The sequence below is a fragment of the Sinorhizobium sp. CB7 genome, assembly GCF_041357635.1.
GTDB lineage: Bacteria > Pseudomonadota > Alphaproteobacteria > Rhizobiales > Rhizobiaceae > Rhizobium.
On the sequence record NZ_JAULLL010000005.1, the window covers coordinates 116432 to 138703 of the forward strand.

Genomic DNA, 22272 nt, shown 5'->3' on the forward strand with positions numbered 1-22272 from the left:
GCTTTTGCCGCGGCTCTCCCGAAACGGAGCTGCGGCGTAACAACGGAAATATATAGATGACGAAATCCCTGATGCCGGGCAAAGCCTTTATCCGTATAACGACAATCCGCCTGGCCCTTGTTGCTTCAGCGGGGCTCGGCCTCATGCTTTCAGGCATGAATGCCGCAAGAGCGGACGACTACCAGCTCGGGGTCATGGACAAGCTCAGAATCCGCGTTGCCGAATGGCAGACCGCCGAAGGGACGATGCGTGACTGGTCGGTCATCAGCGGCGACTATACGATCGGACCTTCCGGCACGGTGTCGCTGCCTTTCATCGGCGACATGCCCGCTTCGGGAAAGACGACGGGTGCCATCGCGGAAGCGATCGGGCTGGAATTGCAGAAACAGTTCGGCCTGCGGGATCGCCCCTCGGCCTCCGTCGAACTCGCGGAGTTCCGACCGATCTATCTTACGGGTGACGTCGACAAGCCGGGAGAATATCCCTTTGCGCCTGGCCTCACCGTCATCAAGGCGGTCAGCCTTGCCGGAGGGATGCATCGCTCCGATGCCGGCCAGCGTTTCGCCCGCGATTTCATCAACGCCAAGGGCGATTCCGACGTCTATGTTCGCGAGCGCGCGCGCTTACTCGTGCGGCGGGCCCGGCTGCAGGCAGAAATTGCGGGTAATCCCAAGATCGAGATGCCCAAAGACATAAAGGATCTGCCGGATGCCGGGGCGCTGATGGAGAGCGAGTCTGCCCTAATGCAGACACGCGAAAAGCGGCTGAAGCTGCAATTGCAGGCGCTTGCCGACCTCAAGTCTCTGCTCGAGAGCGAGATTGAGTCACTCAGCAAGAAAACCGATACCCAGAGCCGGCAGCTCGAGCTTGCCAAACAGGATCGCGACAAGATCGAGGATCTGGCCGAAAAGGGCCTTGCGCTCAGCACCCGCAAGATGCAGGCCGAGCAACGGGCCGCCGATCTCGAGGCGACGCTTCTCGATATCGACACCAATTCGCTGAAGGCGAAACAGGATATCAGCAAGGCCAACCAGGACGAAATCACGCTGCAGAACGACTGGGAGGCCCAGCTTGCCCAGGAATTGCAGAATACCGAGTCCGATCTAGACACGCTCGCCCTGAAGCTTTCGACAAGCCAGGACCTGATGTCCGAAGCGCTTGAGCAATCGGCGGATGCCGCCCGCTTCGGGGCAAACGGGCAGACAGTCAACGTCGCCTACACGATCGTTCGTGAAGTAGACGGGCAATCGAAGGAAATCCAGGTACAGGAGAGCACGCCTGTCCTTCCCGGCGATCTGATCAAAGCGGCCGCCGGATTGTACGGGCAATAGGGTGCCTAATGCGGATTGCGAAATCAGTCTTCATACGGCCGGAAGATAACATCATCTATGCTATTCCGGCCTTAGCTCTTTCGGTCTTCGTCTTCGCCTATTCCGCTCGCTTCGGACAGGTGTCGATCCTGGCCTATTACGGCCTGTGGCTGCCGCTCGTCTTCGTCGACTATCGCAGGGTGCTCGGCAACTATACCCGCTATGTCTGGATTTTCGCCTTCGCAATCTTTGCAATTCTTTCGACTTTCTGGTCGCAGGCGCCAAGCGCCACCTTGCGCGCGGCCATTCAATATCTCTCCCACGTGATCTGCGCGCTCATCGCCATGCGTGTACTCGATGTGCGCGGCCTTACCCTCGGCGCAGTGGCAGGCATCATCCTGGTTCTGCTCTATTCACTGGCTTTCGGCTATTATGAGTACGATACGCTGGACGGGACCTTCAGCTTCGTCGGCGCCTTCTCCTCCAAGAACCAACTCGGCTTCTATGCCTCTCTCGGCATCTATTTCTCCTTTGCCGCCGTTTTCATTCTGGGAGAGCGGAAGCTCTGGCTGATGGTTAGCGGATTTGCCGCACTTCTGTCTGCCTATTGCCTTCACGCCTCGCAATCGGCGACTTCGGTCATCACGACGGCGGCGATCATTGCGCTGACCATCGGTATGCGCGCCGTCCTCATGCTGTCGCCGCGAAACCGAAAAGGTCTATTCCTGGCCGGCGCTATTTGCGCAATCACCCTTGCCGTCGCCGCAGTCTATCTCGGGGTGATCGACGTCGTGCTGGGGGCCTTTGGCAAGGACTCCACCCTGACCGGCCGGACCTATCTCTGGCAACAGGGCATCGAGGCCGCCACCCAATCGCCCTGGGTCGGTGTCGGCTACCAGGCCTACTGGGTGCAGGGCTTCTCGGAGGCTGAGCGGCTGTGGGAGGAATTCTTCATCACCGGGCGCGGCGGCTTTCATTTCCACAACACCTATATCGAGGCGGTCGTGGAAACAGGGATAATAGGCGTTCTTCTGCTGAGCCTGATCCTGATTGTTTCCATTTTCGGCCATCTGACGCGGCTGCTGGACAATGCACGCAATAGCGAATCCTACCTGCTCTTCGGAATCAGTGTGCTGCTGCTGGTGCGCTCCTTCGTCGAAATCGACATTCTGAACCCGTACCATATCGGCTCCTTCCTTCTCTATTTCATGGCCGGAAAGTTGACGATGCCGCGAAGCGAATACCAGGCCGTGCCACTTTACGGCTACGACCATACGGATTTCGCGCTTCCGGTCTCGGGAGAGGAGAGCAGGGGATGAAGACGGTCCACGGGGTACAATATCTGCGTGCCCTGGCCGCCCTGGCCGTGGTGCTCTTTCATGCCACAGAGAAGACCGGCCAACACTTCAAAATCGGGGCGGCGGGTGTCGACATTTTCTTCGTCATCAGCGGTTTCATCATGTGGACCATGAGCCGGGCGCGGCCGATTACGCCCGGGCGCTTCCTCGTCGACCGCATTCGCCGCATCGTCCCGTCCTACTGGCTCGTGACCCTTGTCATGATTGTCGGGGCGCTCGTACATCTCTTTCCGAACCTTCGGCTCAATGCCGGGCATATCCTGGGATCTCTCTTCTTCGTTCCCGTCCGCTCGCCCAGCAATGGCGAGATCTGGCCGGTTCTGGTCCAAGGTTGGACACTGGACTTCGAGATGTTCTTCTATGTCCTTTTCGCCGGCACGCTCTTCCTGCCGCGCCGCTGGCAGTTGACATCGCTTTGCGCCATCTTCCTCGCCTTCGTGATAGCCGGGGTCTTGTTCACGCCAGAGAGCCCCGTGCTTCAGACCTACACACGGCCGATCATCCTCGAGTTCGTCATAGGCGTTTTGATTGGGCAGCTTTGGCTTTCCGGAAAAATCGTGTCGGCGCCCCTCGGACTTGCCTTCGTCGGCGCTTCGCTCTGTGGCTTCATCGCCATTTATCTGCTCGGAGCGGAATTCGACGAGTTCATCTGCGGGCCGCTCGCCGCAGCATTGGTCTACGGGGTCGTCTCCCTGGAGAAGGCAGACAAGATCCCGGTCAACGGTGTTCTTACCTATCTCGGCAATAGTTCCTATTCGATCTATCTCTGGCACACGCTGGCGATATCGGTTGTCGTCAAGGCCGCGCAGGTTGTCGCCGTCCCGGTTTCCGTCACGCTTCTGGCCGCCATGATCTCCGGGACGCTTCTCGGGATGGCCGCCTATGAATGTGCGGAAAAGCCTCTCAGGAAGATGTTGTCGTCAAAGGGCCGGCTCGTCGCATCAAGGGCGGAAGCCTAAAGCCTGTCGCGTGAAAAGAGCTTCACGCGACAGGCTTTAAGCTGCTGTTTTCATTCATGTCGTTACCGCAAGACCGCTGCACACTCTTGCGCGACATGCGGTAATTTTTTGTTTTCACGCAATTCCGGACGGAAAACCGCTTCGCACTTTTCCTGAAATTGCTCCAGAGACGAATACGGATCCCGTTCCAGACTGAACGGTCAAAGGGATTTAATCCGATTGCGCCGCAGGCGCCATTCGTCCCAGGCGACATAGACCGAGCCGCCCGTGACCATAAGGGCGAGCACAAACCAGGTGATGGCATAGGCCAGATGGTTGTTGGGAAAGACGAGCTGCGTCAGCCCGCCGACCGGTAGGCCGCCTGGATTGCGTGTGGCATCGGCATCGATGAAATAGGGTGCGACATTTGTTAGGCCACGCGCCCGGGCGATCGCTTCCACATCGCGCGAATACCAGCGATCTGCTGCCGGATCATTCGACCGCAGCAGCGTACCCTTCGGCTCAGTCATGCGCATAAGTCCGGTGACGGTGGTCTCGCCGGAAATCTGTCCCTGCGGGCGTGTTGCGGCGTCTCGCTTGTCGATCGGCACGAAGCCGCGGTTGATGAGGATCTCGTTCCCGTCCGTCGTTAGCAATGGCGTCAGCACCCAGTAACCGGCGCCGAGTGCCGTTGCGGCATAAACCTTGCTTTCCCGATCGTTGTCGAACGTTCCGCTGACGCGGACGCGTCGATATTCATCCTTCGCCGCATTGATCCCAGACCACTCAGCCGGCGAAGGCGGCGCGGCGGGTTCGGCATGGACCCTGGCGTCGATGCGTGCAATGAGATCGAGTTTCCACGAGAGCCTGTGGACCTGCCAGACCCCGAGGGCCAGCAGGGCGACGATCAAGAGAAGGCTCAGAATGGCGAAAAGGGCGAGCGTGACGGGCGAACGCGGCCGGGCTGGCGTTTCGGCGCTATCAGCGGTCATCGGATACTCCGTAAAGGGATGACCATGGCGGAATGACGGGGCAGGCGGCCTAGCGCGCCGTGCGTCCGAATGGACGCATAAAGGACGCGCTAACTTAGTGAATCTACTGCGATTCAACAGGACGCCGCCCGCCGGCGTGCCGTCAGGGCATGTTCCGCATCATTTCCGGCGACATGGCCGGCATCATGTTGGCGTTCAGATGGTACATCACCCAGAGCGAACCGCTGAGAGCGATGACGACGATGACGAGCGTGAAGATCAACGCCATCATGTTCCAGCCGCCCTCGGATTTTGTATCCAGGTGCAGGAAGTAGATCATGTGCACCACGATCTGGATGCCGCCGAGGATCATGACAAGTGCTGCCGTAACCACAGAACTGTCGAAAACCTTGGCCATGACCAGCCAGAAGGGAATGGCGGTTAGTATGACGGAGAGGACGAAGCCCGTCATGTAGCTCTTGAACGTGCCGTGGCTAGCCTCGTGGCCGCCATGGCCGTGGTGGGCGTGAGCGGCATCCTCATGCGAAGGGGCGTGCGAACTCATCCGAGAACTCCCATCAGATAGACGAAGGAAAAGACGCCGATCCAGACGACGTCGAGGAAGTGCCAGAACATGCTCAGGCACATCAGTCGGCGCTGGTTCTCCACGATCAATCCATGCAGGCCGACCTGGACCATCAGGGTGATGAGCCAGATGATACCGGCGGTGACGTGCAGGCCGTGCGTCCCGACCAGGGTGAAGAAAGCAGAGAGGAAGGCACTGCGCTGGGGTCCGGCGCCCTCCTGGATCAGGTGCCAGAACTCATTGAGTTCGAGGCCGACGAAGATCGCACCGAAGATACCGGTGACAGCGAGCCAGAAGAGCGTCCCCGCCTTGTTGTTCTTCACCATCATCAGCATGGCGAAGCCATAGGTGATGGACGAGAGCAGCAGCATCGAGGTGTTGACGGCGACCACCGACAGATCAAAGAGGTCGGCCGGTGAAGGGCCGGCCGCATAATTTCGGCCGAGAACAGCGAAGGTGGCGAAGAGGACTGCAAAGATCAGGCAGTCGCTCATGATATAGAGCCAGAAGCCGAGCATGGTGCTCCCTTCCGGATGGTGCTCTTCCTCTAGGTAGAATTGCGGAGCGGTCTCGGCCGTTTTGTTCGTAATTGCTTCGTTCATGGGCTTAAACCTGTCCTGCGAGCAGCTTCGTGCGCGTCGCTTCGGTCTCGACGACTTCATCGGCAGGAATGTAGAAGTCGCGCTTGTAGTTGAAGGTGTGGCCGATCGCGATCCCCAGCATCGCCACGAAGGTGATAAGGGCCAACCACCACATGTACCAGATCATGCCGAAAGCGAAGCCGATGCTCAGCACGGCAAGGATGAAGCCGGTGCCGGTGTTCTTCGGCATGTGGATCGGCATGAAGCCTTCGACAGGGCGCGTGTGGCCCCGCCTCTTCATATCCCACCAGGAATCGTGATCGTAGACCATGGGTGTGAGGGCGAAGTTGTATTCCGGCGGCGGTGAGGAGGTCGACCATTCGAGCGTGCGTCCATCCCAGGGATCGCCCGTGACATCACGCAGCTGTTCGCGCTTCATGAAGCTGACGACAAGCTGGATAATGAAAAACAGGATGCCGAGCGCGATCAGCAGGGCGCCAAAGGCGGCAGTGACGAAATAGACCTGCAGCGACGGATCGTCGAACTGGCTGAGACGGCGGGTGACGCCCATCAGACCGAGCACGTAGAGCGGCATGAAGGCGAAGTAGAAGCCCACCACCCAAAACCAGAAGGACATCTTGCCCCAGAACGGATCGAGCTTGAAGCCGAAGGCTTTCGGGAACCAGTAGGCGATCCCCGCAAACATGCCGAACAGCACGCCACCGATGATCACGTTATGGAAGTGGGCAATCAGGAAGAGCGAGTTGTGGAGCACGAAGTCCGCCGGCGGAACAGCGAGCATCACGCCGGTCATGCCGCCGATCACGAAGGTCACCATGAATGCAACGGTCCAAAGCATAGGCACTTCGTAGCGGATGCGGCCGCGATACATGGTGAAGAGCCAGTTGAACATCTTAGCTCCGGTCGGGATCGAGATGATCATCGTCGTAATGCCGAAGAAGGAGTTGACGCTGGCGCCGGAGCCCATCGTGAAGAAGTGATGCAGCCAGACAAGATAGGAAAGGATGGTGATGACCACGGTGGCATAGACCATCGAAGCATAACCGAAGAGCCGCTTGCCGCAGAAGGTGGCGACGACTTCGGAGAAGACGCCGAAGGCCGGCAGGACGAGGATGTAAACTTCCGGATGACCCCAGATCCAGATGAGGTTGATATACATCATCGGATTGCCGCCAAGATCATTGGTGAAGAAGTTCGTGCCGACGTAGCGATCGAGCGTCAGCAGGGCCAGAACGGCGGTCAGGATCGGGAAGGCCGCAACGATCAGGACGTTGGTGCAGAGCGCGGTCCACGTAAAAATCGGCATCTTCATCATCGTCATGCCGGGGGCGCGCATCTTCACGATGGTGGCGATCAGGTTGATGCCTGACAGCGTCGTTCCGATGCCGGCCACCTGCAGTCCCCAGATATAATAGTCGACACCGACATCGGGACTGTAAGCGCTACCCGACAGCGGCGGATAGGCGAGCCAACCGGTGCGGGCGAACTCACCGATGAAGAGCGAAATCATGATGATGATTGCGCCCGCTGTCGTCATCCAGAAGCTGAAATTATTGAGGAACGGGAACGACACGTCGCGCGCGCCGATCTGGAGCGGCACGACGAAGTTGATCAGACCGGTCACGAGCGGCATTGCCACGAAAAAGATCATGATCACGCCATGGGCAGTGAAGATCTGGTCGTAGTGGTGTGGAGGCAGGTAACCATCCGAGCCGTTGAAGGCGATTGCCTGTTGCGTACGCATCAGCAGCGCATCGGAGAAGCCGCGCAGAAGCATGATGAGCGCCAGGATGATGTACATGATGCCGATCTTCTTGTGATCGACGCTGGTGAGCCATTCCTTCCAAAGGTAGCCCCAGAGGCGGAAATAGGTGATGGCGCCAAGGACGGCGATACCGCCGATCACGACGCCGATGAAGGTCACGACGAGGATCGGCTCTTGATAGGGGATCGAGTCGAGCGTCAGCCGACCGAAAATGAATTTGTAGAGGTCCGGGTTGGAAAACATGGATTGCCTCTGTCCCTTATGATTTTCTTGTTTTCGAATGCACGACCGAGCTCACTTTGCTGATTCGCTGGTGGCCGGCTTGGCAGGGGCGGCAGAACTGTTGCCCATGTCCATGCCGGGCATGTCCATCCCTTCCATCGCGTTGTGGTCGTGCTGCATCGGCTGCGCCGGTGCGGCGGCCGCCGGAGTGACATCGCTCGCTTCGGCGTTGCGATTGTCGTAGATCAGGCGTTCGCGGTTGTGCTCGCTATCCTTGCCGCCGCCGCCTGTCATATCGATGTGCATCATCTCGTTCATGCACATCTTGCCGGGCTCGGCGCACATGTTGAGGATGGCGTCATAAAGGCCGGTTTCGGCGGAAGCGAAATAGCGGACGGGATCCCTTTCGCTCGGCTTTGCGAGCTTGAGATAGGTGTCGCGGTTCAAGGCGGTGCCCTGGCTCTTGACTTTGGCGATCCAGTCTTGGAAGCCCTGCTCCGTCACGCCGTGGAACCTGAAGCGCATGTTCGAAAAGCCGGCGCCGCTGTAATTGGCGGAGAAGCCTTCGAACTCGCCTTCACGGTTGATGACGGCGTGAAGCTTCGTTTCCATGCCCGGCATGGCATAGATCTGACCCGCCAAGGCCGGCACGAAGAAAGAATTCATCACCGACGAAGAAGTGATCTTGAACACGATCGGCCGATCGACCGGGGCGGCCATCTCGTTGACCGTCGCAACGCCCTGCTCGGGATAGAAGAACAGCCATTTCCAGTCGAGCGCCACGACTTCCACTGTCAGGGGTTGGACGTTCTCGGGAACTGTGCGGTCTGCATCGATACGGTCCAGGGGGCGGAACGGATCGAGTTTGTGGGTGCTGATCCAGGTGACCGCGCCGAGCGCGATGATAATGGCCAGCGGCGCCGACCAGATAACGACTTCAAGGCGGGTGGAATGATGCCACTCGGGATCATATGTGGCGCTGGTGTTCGAGCGGCGATATCGCCAGGCAAATAGCAAGGTCAGGAAAATGACCGGAACGATGATCAGCAACATGAGGATCGTCGAGACGACAATAAGGTCGCGCTGCTGAACGGCGATGTCTCCCGAGGGAGCCATGACAACCATGTTGCAGCCTGCCAGCAAACCAAACAACGGCAGAACGGACAGGCGGCGTAAAAACTGTGACAGTTTCGGCACGTCGTTAAAGCTCTTTTTTGTTTTCGACCGTTTGCGACTAAAGGACTAGTCCGGCGAACGATATGAGGTGTTTGGTCGCACCGCAGCATGCATGGTGCAATGCGGCATAAATTTCACACTCATCCCCTTGAAATCCTGACGGTTCTTTGAGGGATTTCTCCGGACGCCATGCTATTTGCTGGAATTCTTATACAAGTACTTGTCGAAAATCGACAGACCCCTCATGCGGGAAAGCGTCGATCGTCCCGCAATCAGGAGAAAAATGGAAAAGAGCCGAACTATTTCAAGCGTCGGCTCTTGATATGGATGTCAGTTTGATCAACATCCTAGTTAGGGTCTGTTCCCATGGAACAGCCTTGAAACGTGGGAGGCGTTTTTATATGAGCAATGCTATTCATAAGTCGTTTGGTCCGACATCGGCGCCGCTCGAACGCGACGCCCGGCTCATTCATGCCGACAAACCTGTGGCGGCGGGCAATATCGCCATCGGTGTCGTTATCGGCCGTGCATCGGAATTCTTCGACTTTTTTGTTTACGGTATCGCTTCGGTCCTCGTTTTTCCCCGGCTCTTATTTCCCTTCGCGGATCCCGTGACCGCGACGCTCTATTCCTTCGCGATCTTCTCGCTCGCCTTCATCGCGCGTCCTGTCGGTTCGCTGGTCTTCATGGCGATCGATCGCAACTATGGCCGCGGTACCAAGCTTACCATCGCCCTCTTCATCCTCGGCGGATCGACCGTCTCGATGAGCTTCCTGCCGAGTTATGACGATGTCGGTGTCTGGGCGATCTGTCTGCTTTCGCTTTTTCGTCTCGGCCAGGGATTCGCGCTTGGCGGCGCCTGGGACGGGCTCGCCTCGCTTCTCGCTCTGAATGCTCCGCCGGAGCGGCGCGGCTGGTATGCGATGATCCCGCAGCTCGGCGCGCCGATTGGCTTCATGCTGGCAAGCGCCCTGTTTGCCTATTTCGTCGCGAACCTCTCGTCGGCCGATTTCCTGGAATGGGGCTGGCGTTATCCCTTCTTCGTTGCCTTCGCGGTTAACGTCGTCGCTCTGTTTGCCCGCCTGCGGCTTGTCATGACGGCCGAATTCGGTGCGCTTCTCGAACAGCACGAGCTGGAGGCGCAACCGGTGAGTGCAATGCTGCGCGCGCATGGCCGCAACGTCCTGATCGGTGCTTTCGCATCGCTTGCGAGCTTCGCGATGTTCCACTGGATGACGGTGTTTCCGCTCGGCTGGGTAACGCTGTACACCGATCATGTACCGGCCGGATTCCTCATGGTGCAGTTCATCGGCGGGATTGTCTTGATCGGCGGCATCGTCGCCTCAGGCCTCCTGGCGGACCTGATCGGCCGGCGCTCGCAGCTTGGTGTTGCGGCGGTGTTGATCGGCGTCTTCAGCTTCATCGCGCCGCAGCTGCTGCAGGCGGGACAAACCGGCCGCGACGCCTTCGTGATCGTCGGCTTCGGCTTGCTCGGTCTCTCCTTCGGTCAGGCGGCCGGTACCGTCTCGTCACGGTTCAGCCGTGTCTATCGCTATACCGGTGCCGCCATAACTTCGGACATTTCCTGGCTGATCGGTGCCGGCTTCGCACCGCTGGTGTCGCTTGGTCTCTCCAGCCACTTCGGCGTCACCTATGCCGGTTACTATCTTCTCTCCGGCGCGGTGTGCACGTTGCTCGCACTGGCTTTCAACAAGACGATCGAGATGTCGAACGAGTGATCGTTGCCTCGCATGCGTTCCCCTAAAGCCTATCGCATGAAGGTAGGCTCACGCGACAGGCTTTAGGTTGTTGTTTTCATGCATGTCGTTGCCGCGAAACCGCTGCACACTTTTGCGCGACATGCATTAAGTAAATTACTTAGGGGAACGTACCACCGTCTTCGGATAGCGTATCGCTGTCGAGAACTTCAGATCTTTCGACCCAGCAGGGCGGGCTGCCGCGATCAGCGCCGCCATATCCAACGGAAGCTGCGCGGGACTAAGGGTGGGTTCCCTGGCGGCGCTTACGGGTGCGATCCTGGCTAGCGCGTGGCGCGCCTTGTCGCGATAGGATGCATGCTCTGGATCGTCCGAATGAAATTTCTCGAGCGCGCCAAAGGCCTTGGCGGCCTCTGCGGAGCGATGAGCCGCCACCAGAGCCACACCTCGCTTGAAGTGCGCCTGGCTGTGATGCGGACGCAGATCGATGACCTTCCGAAAGGTCGCGGCGGCATCGCCGAAATGGCGAAGCGCCAGCTGCGCGTCGCCAAGGCCGACAAGCACGGGTACGGGATCAGTCACCTTCGCGGCAATCTCCTTGTAGGCGGCTTCCGCCTCAGCGAACAATCCCTTGTCGAACAGGAGGCGGGCAAGGCCAAAGCGCGCACCCATGTGTTCGGCCGCCGCCTCGCAGACCTGCTGGAAGGCGATTTCCGCGCCGCGCTTGGCACCGCTCTTATATAGCTGGGTGCCGCGTTCATAGACATGGCGGATGCTGCGGGGATGAAGCTTGTCTCCAAGATTGCGCCCCGTGCGGGTGGCTATGACCGTGCAGCTGATCGCGCGTTCGTCGGCGCCGAACACGTATTTATAGGGTTCGTTTCCTCGAAGGAAATCATAGGTCTTGAAGCCGTCCGCAATGGCGCGGCGAATGCAGTCGCCATGAAGGATCAGACCCGGGGAGGGTGTCTTCCATTCTTCATCGCGTCCAGTGATGTAGAACAGAATCGTCTTTTTCTGGCGATCGACAATGTTGGCTAGCGCTCCCAAGGGGCGGTCGCCGTACCAGAATATCGGCACGTCGAGATTGCCGTCGTTGAAGCAATCCATCAGCATCTGGCGCGTAGCCGCAATCAGCCGGTCTATCCGAGTTTCGCCCTTCTTCGGCAGCCACTTGATCCGCCACAGCGAGAAAAGGACGTCGAGGTCGCGCTTGATCGTCTCGGGCGTCGCATGCGTGATGCGATACATCTCGTCGCTCTCGACCTTCCTCAGGAAGCGACGAAGTTTCTGGCGGCTCTGGCTGCTCATCTTTGTCTCGAGATAAGTTTCCCAGCTGTCGGGCAGTGTCACGACTGGACAGAGACAGATGTCCAGGTTGTCGCTCGACTTCGGAGCGCTGTCGCGGTGCCTGAAGTCTGAACCGCGGAAGGCACTCAGCATGGCCTCCTTGCGCTCCGGCGGGCCGGAGAAATATTCGAGCTTGAAATTCGTCCAGTTCTGGCTCTTCAGGAACGCGGAGAAACCCTTGATGGCGTGATCTTCATAGTCCGGCTCGCTGATGAAGCCCGTATAATCGGCCGCATAATTGCCCGCCATGATGATGTCGTCGGTGAAAATCCCTGTCTTCGGGTCCTGCGTAGTGGAAATCCTGAGCGGGAAAAAGGCGACATAGGGTGAGCCCGGTTCGCGCTCACGTAGCGCAAGGATGAACCAACGGCGTTTGCGGGAAAGAAATTCGCGGAGCCATATCCAGGAGAGGAAATGTTGCGCATACGGATCGCTCATATAGACGCGATCCCAGTTATCCCGGACTCTTTCGAAATCCGCACCGTTGTCGATAACATCGATACGCATAAGTCCCCCACTCGAACGCGAAACAAGAGACCTCATCATATAGGCAATTGAAAAGCTTCAAATATTCCCTTCGTGTTAGTCGACTATACCTATTGGGATTACCCCTTCGGCGGCGCTGCTATTTCACTGGTGAAGGGGCGCGCATGGGCCTCTGTGCGGGCATGCGTTGCATGCGGACGGGTTCGGCGAATGTCGGGCTCGCATGGATGAAGGTCCAGAGCGCCCGGCTGATATCGACAATTTCGGCAATGGATCTTTCCAGCCGGTCCATCTCTTTCATGTCGAGTTGCTCGACCTTGCCGTATTTGACTTCCTTGTCATCGTCCACGAGGCGCATCAGCTGAGTGCTGGAGATTTCGCCCTTCTCGTCGAAGGAATAGATGCAGTGGTTATATTTGTTGCGCATCTTCGATTCCTTTTTCAGCCGACCCATAAGACTGAGTATGATCTTGTTGTCTGAGGGTGGCGTCGAACGCAGCTTTGCAAGGCGCTCCACCAGGTCGATACGCGCGCGCGTCGTGTTCAGGGTGAGGAAGATGACGATCGCGGCTTCCTTCTGCACCTTCAGCAGATGTGCGATGATGTAAATCAGCAGACTTTCCGTATTGGTCCAGACATAGTTGAGCCGACCAACGCGCAAGAGAATATCCGACATGGCCGGCATAGCGGTGCGCCTCCCCAATTTGCTATATTTGCCCTGCCCGCCATTATAGTCCAATTTTTTATACTGGCCCATTTCTCTATAAGGAATATCGAGTAACATTTGCGGTGCGCCGCCTTGTCGGCGTGGCGAAGTCCGTCAGCGCTCCTTGAAGGCTCGCGACATGCTGTCGGTGATCGGCTTCGTCAGATATTCGAAGAACGTCCGCTCCGATGTCTGGATCAGGACATCGGCGGGCATCCCCGGTACCGGATGGAAGCCGTGCACGCGCTTGACCTCGTCATTGGTGATGGAGACGCGGACGATATAGACATCCTTCATCGTCGCCCCATTGGTTTCCTCGATCGAATCGGCGGAAACATAAAAAACCTTTCCCTCGAGCACGGGTGTCGTGCGGCGATTGAGCGATGAGAGCCGGATTGCGGCCGTCTGTCCTTCGTGCAGCTGGTCGATCGAGGTGCGCAGCACCTGCGCTTCGATGATCAGCGGAACATTGGCCGGAAGGATTTCCATGATCGGCTTGCCAGTCGTAATGACGCCGCCGGCCGTGTGATAATAGGAGCGCACGACTGTACCCGACACGGGCGAGCGGATCACCGTGCGCTCCAGCACGCCGGATGCCTCCCGTGCCTGCTCGCGCACGCTTTCCAGATCGGATTCGGCTGTCTCGAGCGCGTCAAGGGCGGCCTGCTTGTTCGAATTAACGGCGATGACAGCTTCCTGCTGGTACCTGGCGATCTGCGCCTCGCCTTCGTTCAATTCGCCTTGCAGCCGCGAAATGTCTCCCATGGCATCGGCGATCGCCCGCTCGATTGCCAGAAGATCGGTCCTGCGCATGTAACCGACCTTGACGAGGCGAGCCTTGGAATCGCGCTCCTCCGTCAGAAGCGCAAGTTGCCGCTCGAAGGACTGCTTCTGGCCCTCATAGCCGACGGCGCGGTATTGCAAGGACTTGATATTCTTTTCGATGAGGTTCAGCTGCTCCTGCAGCTTGATCTGCTTGCTGTGGAAGATCGTGTTCTGGCTCTGGATGATCGTGTTGACGTCGGGATCGCTCGCCTCGGCCATCACGATATCGGGGATCGTCAATTGGGAGCTTCCGAGCGCTTCCGCCTTGAGACGTGCCACAACCGCTTCCAGGCGGAGGCGGCGAAGCTGCAGCATGCGTTCATTGGCAAGTGCGGCGGTTGGGTCGAGCGTCACCAGAATGTCGCCCTCATGGACGACCTCTCCCTCATTCACCCGCATCTCCTTGATGATGCCGCCCTCCAGATGCTGGACGATCTTGTTGTTGCCGGTGGCGACGAAGCTGCCCTGCGCGATGACTGCCGAGGCCAGCGGTGCCGTTGCCGCCCAGAGACCGAAGCCGCCGAAGGTGGCAAAGAGGATCGCAAGCCCGATCACCGTGTGAAGGCGAATGGAGCGCGGCACTTCGCTGTACCATTCGATCTGTTCGGTCCGACCGCCCTTGCTTTTTTGTCCAGCCATTTCGGTTATCCTTCGACGCGCGGTGCCTGGGGCCCGGCTGCATTGCCGGTGCGGCCGCTCAGCGCCTTCAATACTTCCACGCGCTCGCCGAACATGGCGACCGATCCCTCCTTGAGGACGAGGATCTTGTCGACGCATTGCAGGAGCGCGGGGCGCTGGGTGATCGTGACCGTAGTGATGCCTTGCTTTTTCGCATGGATGAGGGCGCGCGCGAGTGCGGCCTCGCCGTTCGTATCGAGATTGGAATTCGGCTCGTCGAGCACAACGAATTTCGGATTTCCGAAAAAGGCGCGAGCAAGCGCGATGCGTTGCTTCTGGCCGCCGGAGAGCGGCGCGCCATCGGCGGCCACCAGCGTCTCGTAGCCCTGCGGGAACGTTGCGATCAATTCGTGGACGTCCGCAAGCACGGCTGCCTCATAGATCATGCTATCGTCGACGTCATCGCGCATGCGGCAGATATTGGCCTTGATCGTGCCGGGAAAAAGCTGAACGTCCTGCGGCAGATAGCCAATGCTTTCGCCGAACTGCCGCTGGTCCCAGTTGCGCAGGTCCATGAGATCCAGCCGCACGTTGCCCGACGTCGGCAGGATCGAGCCGACGAGCATCTTGCCGAGCGTCGTCTTGCCGGAGCCGGAATTGCCGATGATCGCCAGCGATTCACCCTTCTGAAGCGAGAAGGATACGCCATTCAGGATCACGCGTTTCTGTGGCGGCGGCACGAAGAGGATGCGCTCGACATCAAGCCGCCCTTCCGGGTTCGGCAGGCGCAGGCGCGGAAAATTCAGCGGGGACGTCAACAGCAGCTGCTTGATGCGGCCGTAGGCGGCAGCGGACTTGTTAAACTGGTTCCAGCCTTCGATGGCACCCTCGACTGGCGCCAGCGCGCGACCGGAGACGATGGATGCGGCGATGACCATGCCGCCGGTCAATTCGCCTGACAGCGACAGATGCGCGCCCCAGCCGAGAAGCATGATCTGGGTGACCATGCGGGCGGCCTTCGAGAGACCGGAAAAGACGATGTTTCTGTCCTGTGCGTGAACCTGCGATTTCAGCGAGCCCGCCGTCTCACGGCCCCACATCTTGACGGCCTCGGGGATCATCGCGAGCGCATTGATGATCTGCGCGTTGCGGGCCATCGAATCCAGATGGAAATTGGCGCGGCTGAGATAGGCATTGGCTTCGCCGAACTGCTTCGCCGTCATCTTTTGGTTGAGATAGGCGATCAGGAAGAGAACCGCGCAGCAGCATATGATGATGATGCCGAGATGCGGGTGGACGAAATAGACCACGACAATGAAGAGGGGCATCAATGGCGCGTCGAGAAAAGAGATCAATGTTCCCGAGGTCAGGAAAGAGCGGAGCTGCTGCAGGTCCGACAGGATCTGGTAGTCCTTGCCATTGCCATGCAACGAGGCCCGGGCTGCGGCGCTCAGGATCGGAGCGCCCAATTGCACTTCAAGCTCGACAGCGGTGCGCATCAGGATGAAGCGGCGTATCGAATCCATGATCACCTGCAGGATGACGGCGCCGAGTACAGCGACCGTCAACATGATCAGCGTATCGATCGATCGGCTGGTGAGCACGCGGTCGGAGATCTGGAAGAGATAGAGCGGTATTCCAAGCACGAGAACATTGATTGCCACGGTGAAGATCATCACGATCATCAGGTTGCGCCGTACCGCCGCAATACCGTCGTGAAGGCTGGCTGCGAAATTGATCGGGCCGCTGCGCTTATGGAAGACGCCGCCTTCGTTGCCTCCGCCACCGCCACCATTGCCGGTGCCGCGATTGATGTCGTTTCCGCCGCCGCCGGCGCGAACGCGGCGCTCGTTCTCCTTGATCGGGCCAGGATTGTTGTCGATCGTTCGCGCAAGCGGGACGGGTTTGGACTTTAACTCCTGCTTGTTTTCCGGCTCGACGATTGGCGCTGCGCGCATGACGGGCTGCCTGTCCGCTTCACGGGTTATCCGCTCAGGCTGTGGCGGGTTGGGCGCTACCGAAGGCGCTGCTTTGGCCTCGATGCGCGGCGTGGCGTCAGTCGCATGACGCTGCGGCTGGCCTTCGTCGCGCGACCTGGCTGTCAGTGTTTCGATGACGGAACCAGGCAGCGGAGCGATTGGAGGGGCGTCCTTACGCGGCGCCTGCGGTGCCGGGGGAGCTTCCGTCACGACCGTCGGGACAGGCGATGGGCGGCTGCTGTCATCTTCGAAATCGGACAGGCCGTTCAGCGTGCGAAGATTTTCGACGGCCCGATCGATTGCTGCGATGCAGGCGGCCGTCATTTCTTCCTCTTGCGGATTTCGCACAGGTGTGGCCGGGGTCCATTTCGAGATCTGATTCATTTGGCGCAGCTCCCGTCTGCAAGTTTCTTATCGGTTTGTTTCGTCAGGACAGGACGGTCTGCATGATGTCCGCAACCTGCCCGTTCGCCCATGACTGGTCGTGACCGGTATCGACGACGCCGTCGCCATTGTTCGGCGTGTCGTCGTCGAGAAATGCGATGACCTCGTTCGCCAGCCGATCGCCCGGGTTTTCCGGCTGGGAGGCATCATGTTCCACCAGCCCACCCTGGATGAGAATCGCGTCGGAATAGACTTGTCCGGCGACGTAGGTCGTCTGGCCGAAGCTGTCGTAGTCGATGATCTGCGCAACGTTGGCGACAGTGTTGCTGCCTGTGTCGATCGTGACCGTCGCGTGTGGATTTTCTTCCAGCAGCGAATTCGCGACATGGGCAACGTCGTCGGAATCGCCAAGTATGCTCACCTGCTTCACGACGTTCACGTCGTAGAGGTTGCCGGTAATGTAGAGAATATTCAGCGCTTCATAGCCTGCGAAATTGTGATCGGCCGCAAGCCCATTCGGCATGACCGGCACGCGGTCGTCAATATTGTCGGCCGTATCGCGCATATAGTCGGGCATATCCTGGAAGCGGTCGGCGCCACCGACATTATGGATCGACGCCATGTTCCACAGCAGGTTGTTGCCAGTCTGAACGTCCATCTGACCGGTGCCGTCGGAGCGGACCCAATCATTGTCGTAGAGGATAGAGATCTGAGTGATCACATTCATGTCGAGGGCATTGCCGCCGACGATCACCAGATCGTATTGCATGCCGTAGCCGAGGTAGGAGGAGAGATTGATGGCACTGTTGCCGCCCGTCAGCACCGAAATCTCGGCCCCCTGGTTCATGACCGTCATCGTGTCGCTGTCGGTAACGAAATTGTATTGTTCGACCCAGTGGACGAATGAGACGTCGCCTTCAACGACGCTAACCCGCCAGGCTGTCGGAAAGATCGGATCGCCGTCCGCATCCGTCGTCTCGTGCTGGGCACCTGGATCGTAGATGCTGCGTTCGAACAGCGCGACGTTCATTCCGACCGTCGCCGAGTCATGCGCGGAATCGGAATTGTTGGACAAAACGGATTCGATTTCGTCGCGATCGCTGTAGACGTAGACCTGCGAAATGACGTCGATCTGATGATAGTCGCCCATGACGGCGGTGACCGAGGCCATGACCCCCGTGTCGACGATTCCGACAATATTGGCCACCATATTGGCCCCGGCTTCCACGACCAGAGAATCGCCGCTTCCACCCTCGTGACGGACCATGGATTGGCTGTCGTCCGGCGCCTCCTCCGGTTTGGCAATGCCGCGGTCGGCCACGAAGTCATTGAGGCTCGGCGCCTCTTCGACAAGCTCGCCGTTGACGTAAATCCCATTGATCTGGCTGGCGGCCAGCTCGAAATCAACCTCGGCGCCGGTGCCGAAGCTGGTGCTCTCGCCGATGGTTTCCTGCTGCAGATTCTGGGAGTAATCGTGAACCTCATCGGCGATCTTCATCAACCCTTCATTGGTCTCGGGTTCCTCCAGCGCACCGAAGGGAGTGAAGATCTCGGCGTGGGTATTGAATTCCGCGAGCCGCTCGGTGACGAAGCTCGTGTCCCGGAGACGGTCGGGACCATCGGTCATGTTCAGATAGTCATCGTCGCGAAGCACGTTGACCTGCAGGACATGACCGACAGCCGTGCCCGGGCCGGCATGAACTACGAGATCCGGCAGCTTTCCGGGCAACTCGACATAGTCACCATCGCTGGTGCCGAATTCGGGCCTGTGGTGTACGACGCCGCCCTGGGCATTGATTTCGGCAAGCTTTTCAATGCTCTCTTCAAAGGTTCGAGCGTAGTTCCTCATAACGAGGTTATTGTAGGAATAGTGGCCGGCCGCGTAGTCCACCCCGGGATCGTAGTCACCGAGCGTGAAATCGGACTTGAAGTCATCGCTCCGCTGTTCCTCGTCCGGTATATCGTCTTCCTCGTCCGCCGGAGCCTGCCCCTCCCGATAGCTCTGGCGCATCCGCATCTCATCGGTGAGGGTTTCGAACCAACCGATGAAATGGGCGATAATTTCGGAAACTTTCTCAGCGTGCATTCGACTGCTCCCCCAGCCATGGGGCTTGGATCTTTCTGCGCTGTCGTCGAAGTTCGGCGACTTTGGCTATGCCGAGAAGCTCAACTTCAACTCGCCAGCATGCACCGGCCGGACGGCCGGTGCACTTCGCCTTGAAAATTCGCGAGCCGGCTCAGGAGTCCGAATCCTCGCCGCTGCTGGAGATCGAGCCATCGTTCCCGAAGATCGTGGAATCCACCACGTTGCTGACCATGTTTGCACCCTGGACGAATTCCAGATGGAAACCGGAATTGGCGAGGATTGCGGATGCGTCGGCAGAGCTGCTGCCGGCGGCGTCGTCGCCTGCCTTGATGTCCCATCCGACCTTGCCGTCAGCGTCAATGCCTTCCGCGCCCCAGGCGCTTCCGCCATTGGCGCCCAGGTTGTTGTTGGCACCTTCAGTGTTCCAGTTGACGTTGTAGGCGTAATCCTGGTCGGCAAGATTGTTGGCCTGAACGGGGTTGAAGGCCATATCGTTGCCCGCGCCGTTCAGCGCATCATTCAACAGACCGTCGACGTGGAGGTTGAACGAGAAGTCGTCACCGATATCAAAGCTCAGGTCGCGCCCTGCGATGCCGAGATTGTCGAAATCCTTGACGTCTTCGAGGACTGCGAAGTCGGTGTCGGTTTTGGCGGTGTTGTAGCTGCCTGTTGCCGTATCGTTATCGCTCGTCTGCTTGATGTCGGTGTCGGCATCGTTGATGTTGGTGTTGATCGTCTTCGTATCGGTGTCGATGTCCGTATCGACATCGACCTTGCTCTCATAGCTCCAGTCGTAGTCGGACTTGATGTTGGTGTCAGCATCATTGATGTTGGTATTGACCGTTTTGATATCCGTATCGATATCGGTGCTGGTCTTGCTGTCGTAACTCCAGTCATATTGATTATCGCGATTGTCGCCGTTATTGATATTCGTATCGACATCCGCCTTTACGTCGACATCGGTGTTGTCGCGATTATCGCCGTTACCGACGCCGCCGACATAACCAGTTGAGTCCTCGTCGATTTCCGTGGAATTGATTGCGCTGTTGGCAAAGCCGTCAGCAAGTGCGCCGACTTTTGTGTCGTCGTCGAATGTGACAACCGTCGGATCGTCATGATCATTATAGGAAGGCATTTCCGATCTCTCTCCAAAAAAAAGCGGAGCAGCCTCGAAATCCCTCTCATCTCAAATGGGATCTTATTCGCGCTTGCCCCGGCGCCGTTAGTCATGAGCAGACAACAATTGCCTGCACTCGAACTCCGGTCTGTTGAACCAGACCCTTAGTATTGGGACCGTCGTTACTCGATACATGGACGAACAAATCCATGCTGATGCATTGCAGGCATCAACTTCACTTCACTTTTTACGATGCGATTAGGCAGTCACTCCCCCGAATTTACCCTTCCCGCCACGCAGAAACTAAGGACGTTCCAGGTATTTCCTGACGCACGACTTTGGTGCGACGATCAAACTGTGATCCAGAAAAGGGAACTCTGATAGATATCAATTGGGGCTAACGCCGGCGGAAGCGATCTCTATGCGGTCCCTTCAATTCCAGAGAGGTCGTGTAAATACCTAATTTTTCGCATTTATTTGGCTGAGATCGAAGGATCGGCCTGCCTTGACCAAGGTGGAACGGAGTAAGCTCTAATCCCTAATGTTTAGACGGATGGCTTAATTTTTCACACGCTCCGCTAAATAGCTGGGAGGCTCCACTTTAGTCTTAATTTTTACGTAGGACACTAACGAATAAAAGTGGGAAAAAGCGGGCAAAATTGTAGCTGGTGGTGATATTTTTCTAAAGTATACAACCAGAATGTTTGCCTTTCGCGTTTTTTTACAGAAAGCCTAATCCATTTAGGCAATTTGCTTTACGGCGGACCTGTATTAGTTTAATTAAGAATTGTCTAACGAATTAGGCAATCAACAGCGCATGTGAGCTTTGAGGTCCGGGGACTAAGGTTAAGACCTACTCATATGTTCGAAATGGTGTCTGAAAACGGGAGAGGCATCGGTCGAGAAGGCCCGAAGAAGAGGCTATTTCTCACTCGGCGCTTCAAAGAACATATCAAGCCGTTTCAGGATCCGAAGGATTAAGGGCAATCTGCCTGGCCAAGTGCTAAAGGGCGGGAAGTAAGGGCATTTCCGCACTAAAGCCTTATCCGACAGATTGTCTCATGCCGCTTCGATCAGTGACAAGGTTTTGCCTGCAGGGAGCCAGGAGCTCATTGGGCGAATGTCAGCCTTGTAACGGTGGAGAGGCGTAAATGTTTATGGCGAGTTCGAGGGCTGGGGGGGCCGAGGAAAATCGGAATATCCTTCCAATCAAACATACCATCATCCTGTTTGCCGACGCGGATCTCTTTTCGGAATGTTTGGCGCAGGCTTTGGCGATCAAGTTTCCCGACTGCGACGTGGTGAGCGCTACCGATCCGAAGACGCTTCTCGACGATAGTCTAGCGGATGTCGGCTTGGTTCTTTTCTACCATATTGCCGCAAACGAGATGCAGGACATGCTGCAGGTATTGCAGGTCCACCATCCGGATGCTTCGGTCGGCCTCGTCGTGGAAGCAATCAACATGCTTGATCCCTATGTTGCCCGCCTCGTTGAAGGCAGGAACATTGACGGCGTTCTGCCGCTCAATTTGCGGCTGGACGTATTCATGGCGGCGATCGAACTTCTGATGAAGGGAGGCGAGCATTTCCCGTCCGCGCTCCTGCGCAGGCTTACGGGGCAGTCATCCGACCAGTCGCTGTCCAGCGCACCGGCGCTTCTGACCAACGGCTCCCGTTCTTTGGGAACGCCGGCCGGAAACAGCGGCAGCTTCCTGGCGCTGACCACCCGTGAAGTCCAGATCCTCGATCTGATCTGCAAAGGAACGCAGAACAAGATCATAGCGGACCAGCTGCGGCTTTCGGAGAATACGGTCAAGGTCCATGTCCGTAACATCTACAAGAAGATGAATGTGCGTAACCGCACCGAAGCGGCTTCGCGATTCTTCAATGCCGAGGGCGACCGCGGCCCGTCACGGAAGTGGAACAACTGAGGCGTTCGGCCGTGTGCTGATGACGAAACCGCGCATCCTTGGACGCGTGGTTTCCATTCAAAGCGAATTTCATTTAAAGCAACGGGACTTCTGTTCGAAGCCGCTACTGGATGTTGCCTTAAATCGTAGCCGATTTAAGGATAA

16 protein-coding genes are annotated in these 22272 nt (G+C 57.9%); 5 read left to right on the forward strand and 11 right to left on the reverse strand.

What is annotated here, in order from left to right; genetic code table 11:
- The first annotated feature begins 56 nt into the window (after positions 1-56).
- From AAE029_RS11405 to AAE029_RS11415, 3 genes are read left to right on the forward strand one after another with little or no spacing between them, the layout of a single operon-like run.
- Entirely contained in the window at positions 57-1331 is a 1275-nt protein-coding gene (locus AAE029_RS11405; RefSeq protein WP_371072955.1) for a polysaccharide biosynthesis/export family protein, read from the forward strand.
- Between the two features lie 8 nt (positions 1332-1339).
- The gene (locus tag AAE029_RS11410; protein ID WP_371072956.1) at positions 1340-2629 is read left to right on the forward strand and encodes an O-antigen ligase family protein; all 1290 of its coding nucleotides are present in this window, start codon (positions 1340-1342) and stop codon (positions 2627-2629) included.
- Complete coding sequence (locus tag AAE029_RS11415) at positions 2626-3627, forward strand: acyltransferase family protein (protein WP_371072957.1); 1002 nt, start codon at positions 2626-2628, stop codon at positions 3625-3627. The genes AAE029_RS11410 and AAE029_RS11415 overlap by 4 nt, the downstream gene beginning before the upstream one ends.
- A gap of 200 nt (positions 3628-3827) precedes the next feature.
- On the opposite strand, the gene AAE029_RS11420 is transcribed toward AAE029_RS11415, so the two are convergent.
- The 5 genes from AAE029_RS11420 to cyoA all read right to left on the reverse strand — a co-directional run bounded on the left by AAE029_RS11420 (position 3828) and on the right by cyoA (position 8949).
- A complete protein-coding gene (locus tag AAE029_RS11420) occupies positions 3828-4598 on the reverse strand; it encodes an SURF1 family protein (protein WP_371072958.1) in 771 nt (256 codons plus the stop codon).
- A 142-nt stretch (positions 4599-4740) separates the two neighbouring features.
- Positions 4741-5142 carry a cytochrome o ubiquinol oxidase subunit IV gene (gene cyoD, locus AAE029_RS11425; RefSeq protein WP_371072959.1) on the reverse strand — a complete coding sequence of 134 codons (402 nt, stop codon included), beginning with the start codon at positions 5140-5142 and terminating at the stop codon, positions 4741-4743.
- Positions 5139-5765 (reverse strand): cytochrome o ubiquinol oxidase subunit III, encoded by a 627-nt coding sequence (gene cyoC, locus AAE029_RS11430; RefSeq protein WP_371072960.1) that lies wholly within the window; start codon positions 5763-5765, stop codon positions 5139-5141. The genes cyoD and cyoC overlap by 4 nt, the downstream gene beginning before the upstream one ends.
- Before the next feature lie 4 nt (positions 5766-5769).
- The gene (cyoB, locus tag AAE029_RS11435; RefSeq protein ID WP_371072961.1) at positions 5770-7773 is read right to left on the reverse strand and encodes a cytochrome o ubiquinol oxidase subunit I; all 2004 of its coding nucleotides are present in this window, start codon (positions 7771-7773) and stop codon (positions 5770-5772) included.
- A gap of 51 nt (positions 7774-7824) precedes the next feature.
- Positions 7825-8949, reverse strand: a complete 1125-nt coding sequence (gene cyoA / locus AAE029_RS11440) for a ubiquinol oxidase subunit II (RefSeq protein WP_371072962.1) — start codon at positions 8947-8949, stop codon at positions 7825-7827.
- 380 nt (positions 8950-9329) lie between these two features.
- Here cyoA and AAE029_RS11445 point away from each other — a divergent pair, with 380 nt between their 5' ends.
- On the forward strand, positions 9330-10667 hold the full coding sequence (locus AAE029_RS11445; protein WP_371072963.1) for an MFS transporter: 1338 nt from the start codon (positions 9330-9332) through the stop codon (positions 10665-10667).
- Between the two features lie 135 nt (positions 10668-10802).
- Here AAE029_RS11445 and AAE029_RS11450 read toward each other — a convergent pair whose 3' ends face one another.
- The 6 genes from AAE029_RS11450 to AAE029_RS11475 form a co-directional block, all read right to left on the reverse strand.
- On the reverse strand, positions 10803-12503 hold the full coding sequence (locus AAE029_RS11450) for a GNAT family N-acetyltransferase (protein WP_371072964.1): 1701 nt from the start codon (positions 12501-12503) through the stop codon (positions 10803-10805).
- A gap of 118 nt (positions 12504-12621) precedes the next feature.
- Positions 12622-13167 carry a hypothetical protein gene (locus AAE029_RS11455; protein ID WP_371072965.1) on the reverse strand — a complete coding sequence of 182 codons (546 nt, stop codon included), beginning with the start codon at positions 13165-13167 and terminating at the stop codon, positions 12622-12624.
- A gap of 135 nt (positions 13168-13302) precedes the next feature.
- Positions 13303-14652, reverse strand: coding sequence for an HlyD family type I secretion periplasmic adaptor subunit (locus AAE029_RS11460; RefSeq protein ID WP_371072966.1), 1350 nt, complete (start codon positions 14650-14652; stop codon positions 13303-13305).
- A gap of 5 nt (positions 14653-14657) precedes the next feature.
- Complete coding sequence (locus AAE029_RS11465; RefSeq protein WP_371072967.1) at positions 14658-16994, reverse strand: type I secretion system permease/ATPase; 2337 nt, start codon at positions 16992-16994, stop codon at positions 14658-14660.
- A 43-nt stretch (positions 16995-17037) separates the two neighbouring features.
- On the reverse strand, positions 17038-19080 hold the full coding sequence (locus AAE029_RS11470; protein ID WP_371072968.1) for a hypothetical protein: 2043 nt from the start codon (positions 19078-19080) through the stop codon (positions 17038-17040).
- Between the two features lie 151 nt (positions 19081-19231).
- Positions 19232-20215, reverse strand: a complete 984-nt coding sequence (locus tag AAE029_RS11475) for a fibrinogen-binding protein (protein ID WP_371072969.1) — start codon at positions 20213-20215, stop codon at positions 19232-19234.
- 1133 nt (positions 20216-21348) lie between these two features.
- On the opposite strand from AAE029_RS11475, the gene AAE029_RS11480 reads away from it, so the two are divergent.
- The gene (locus AAE029_RS11480) at positions 21349-22128 is read left to right on the forward strand and encodes a LuxR C-terminal-related transcriptional regulator (RefSeq protein ID WP_371072970.1); all 780 of its coding nucleotides are present in this window, start codon (positions 21349-21351) and stop codon (positions 22126-22128) included.
- Positions 22129-22272: the final 144 nt, after the last annotated feature.

Excerpts from the sequence above, each read along its gene's own strand:
- AAE029_RS11405 (WP_371072955.1), top strand. The coding sequence starts at position 57 with ATGACGAAATCCCTGATGCCGGGCAAAGCCTTTATCCGTATAACGACA.
- AAE029_RS11410 (WP_371072956.1), top strand. The coding sequence starts at position 1,340 with ATGCGGATTGCGAAATCAGTCTTCATACGGCCGGAAGATAACATCATC.
- AAE029_RS11415 (WP_371072957.1), top strand. The coding sequence starts at position 2,626 with ATGAAGACGGTCCACGGGGTACAATATCTGCGTGCCCTGGCCGCCCTG.
- AAE029_RS11420 (WP_371072958.1), bottom strand. The coding sequence starts at position 4,598 with ATGACCGCTGATAGCGCCGAAACGCCAGCCCGGCCGCGTTCGCCCGTC.
- cyoD (WP_371072959.1), bottom strand. The coding sequence starts at position 5,142 with ATGAGTTCGCACGCCCCTTCGCATGAGGATGCCGCTCACGCCCACCAC.
- cyoC (WP_371072960.1), bottom strand. The coding sequence starts at position 5,765 with ATGAACGAAGCAATTACGAACAAAACGGCCGAGACCGCTCCGCAATTC.
- cyoB (WP_371072961.1), bottom strand. The coding sequence starts at position 7,773 with ATGTTTTCCAACCCGGACCTCTACAAATTCATTTTCGGTCGGCTGACG.
- AAE029_RS11445 (WP_371072963.1), top strand. The coding sequence starts at position 9,330 with ATGAGCAATGCTATTCATAAGTCGTTTGGTCCGACATCGGCGCCGCTC.
- AAE029_RS11450 (WP_371072964.1), bottom strand. The coding sequence starts at position 12,503 with ATGCGTATCGATGTTATCGACAACGGTGCGGATTTCGAAAGAGTCCGG.
- AAE029_RS11455 (WP_371072965.1), bottom strand. The coding sequence starts at position 13,167 with ATGCCGGCCATGTCGGATATTCTCTTGCGCGTTGGTCGGCTCAACTAT.
- AAE029_RS11460 (WP_371072966.1), bottom strand. The coding sequence starts at position 14,652 with ATGGCTGGACAAAAAAGCAAGGGCGGTCGGACCGAACAGATCGAATGG.
- AAE029_RS11465 (WP_371072967.1), bottom strand. The coding sequence starts at position 16,994 with ATGAATCAGATCTCGAAATGGACCCCGGCCACACCTGTGCGAAATCCG.
- AAE029_RS11470 (WP_371072968.1), bottom strand. The coding sequence starts at position 19,080 with ATGCACGCTGAGAAAGTTTCCGAAATTATCGCCCATTTCATCGGTTGG.
- AAE029_RS11475 (WP_371072969.1), bottom strand. The coding sequence starts at position 20,215 with ATGCCTTCCTATAATGATCATGACGATCCGACGGTTGTCACATTCGAC.
- AAE029_RS11480 (WP_371072970.1), top strand. The coding sequence starts at position 21,349 with ATGTTTATGGCGAGTTCGAGGGCTGGGGGGGCCGAGGAAAATCGGAAT.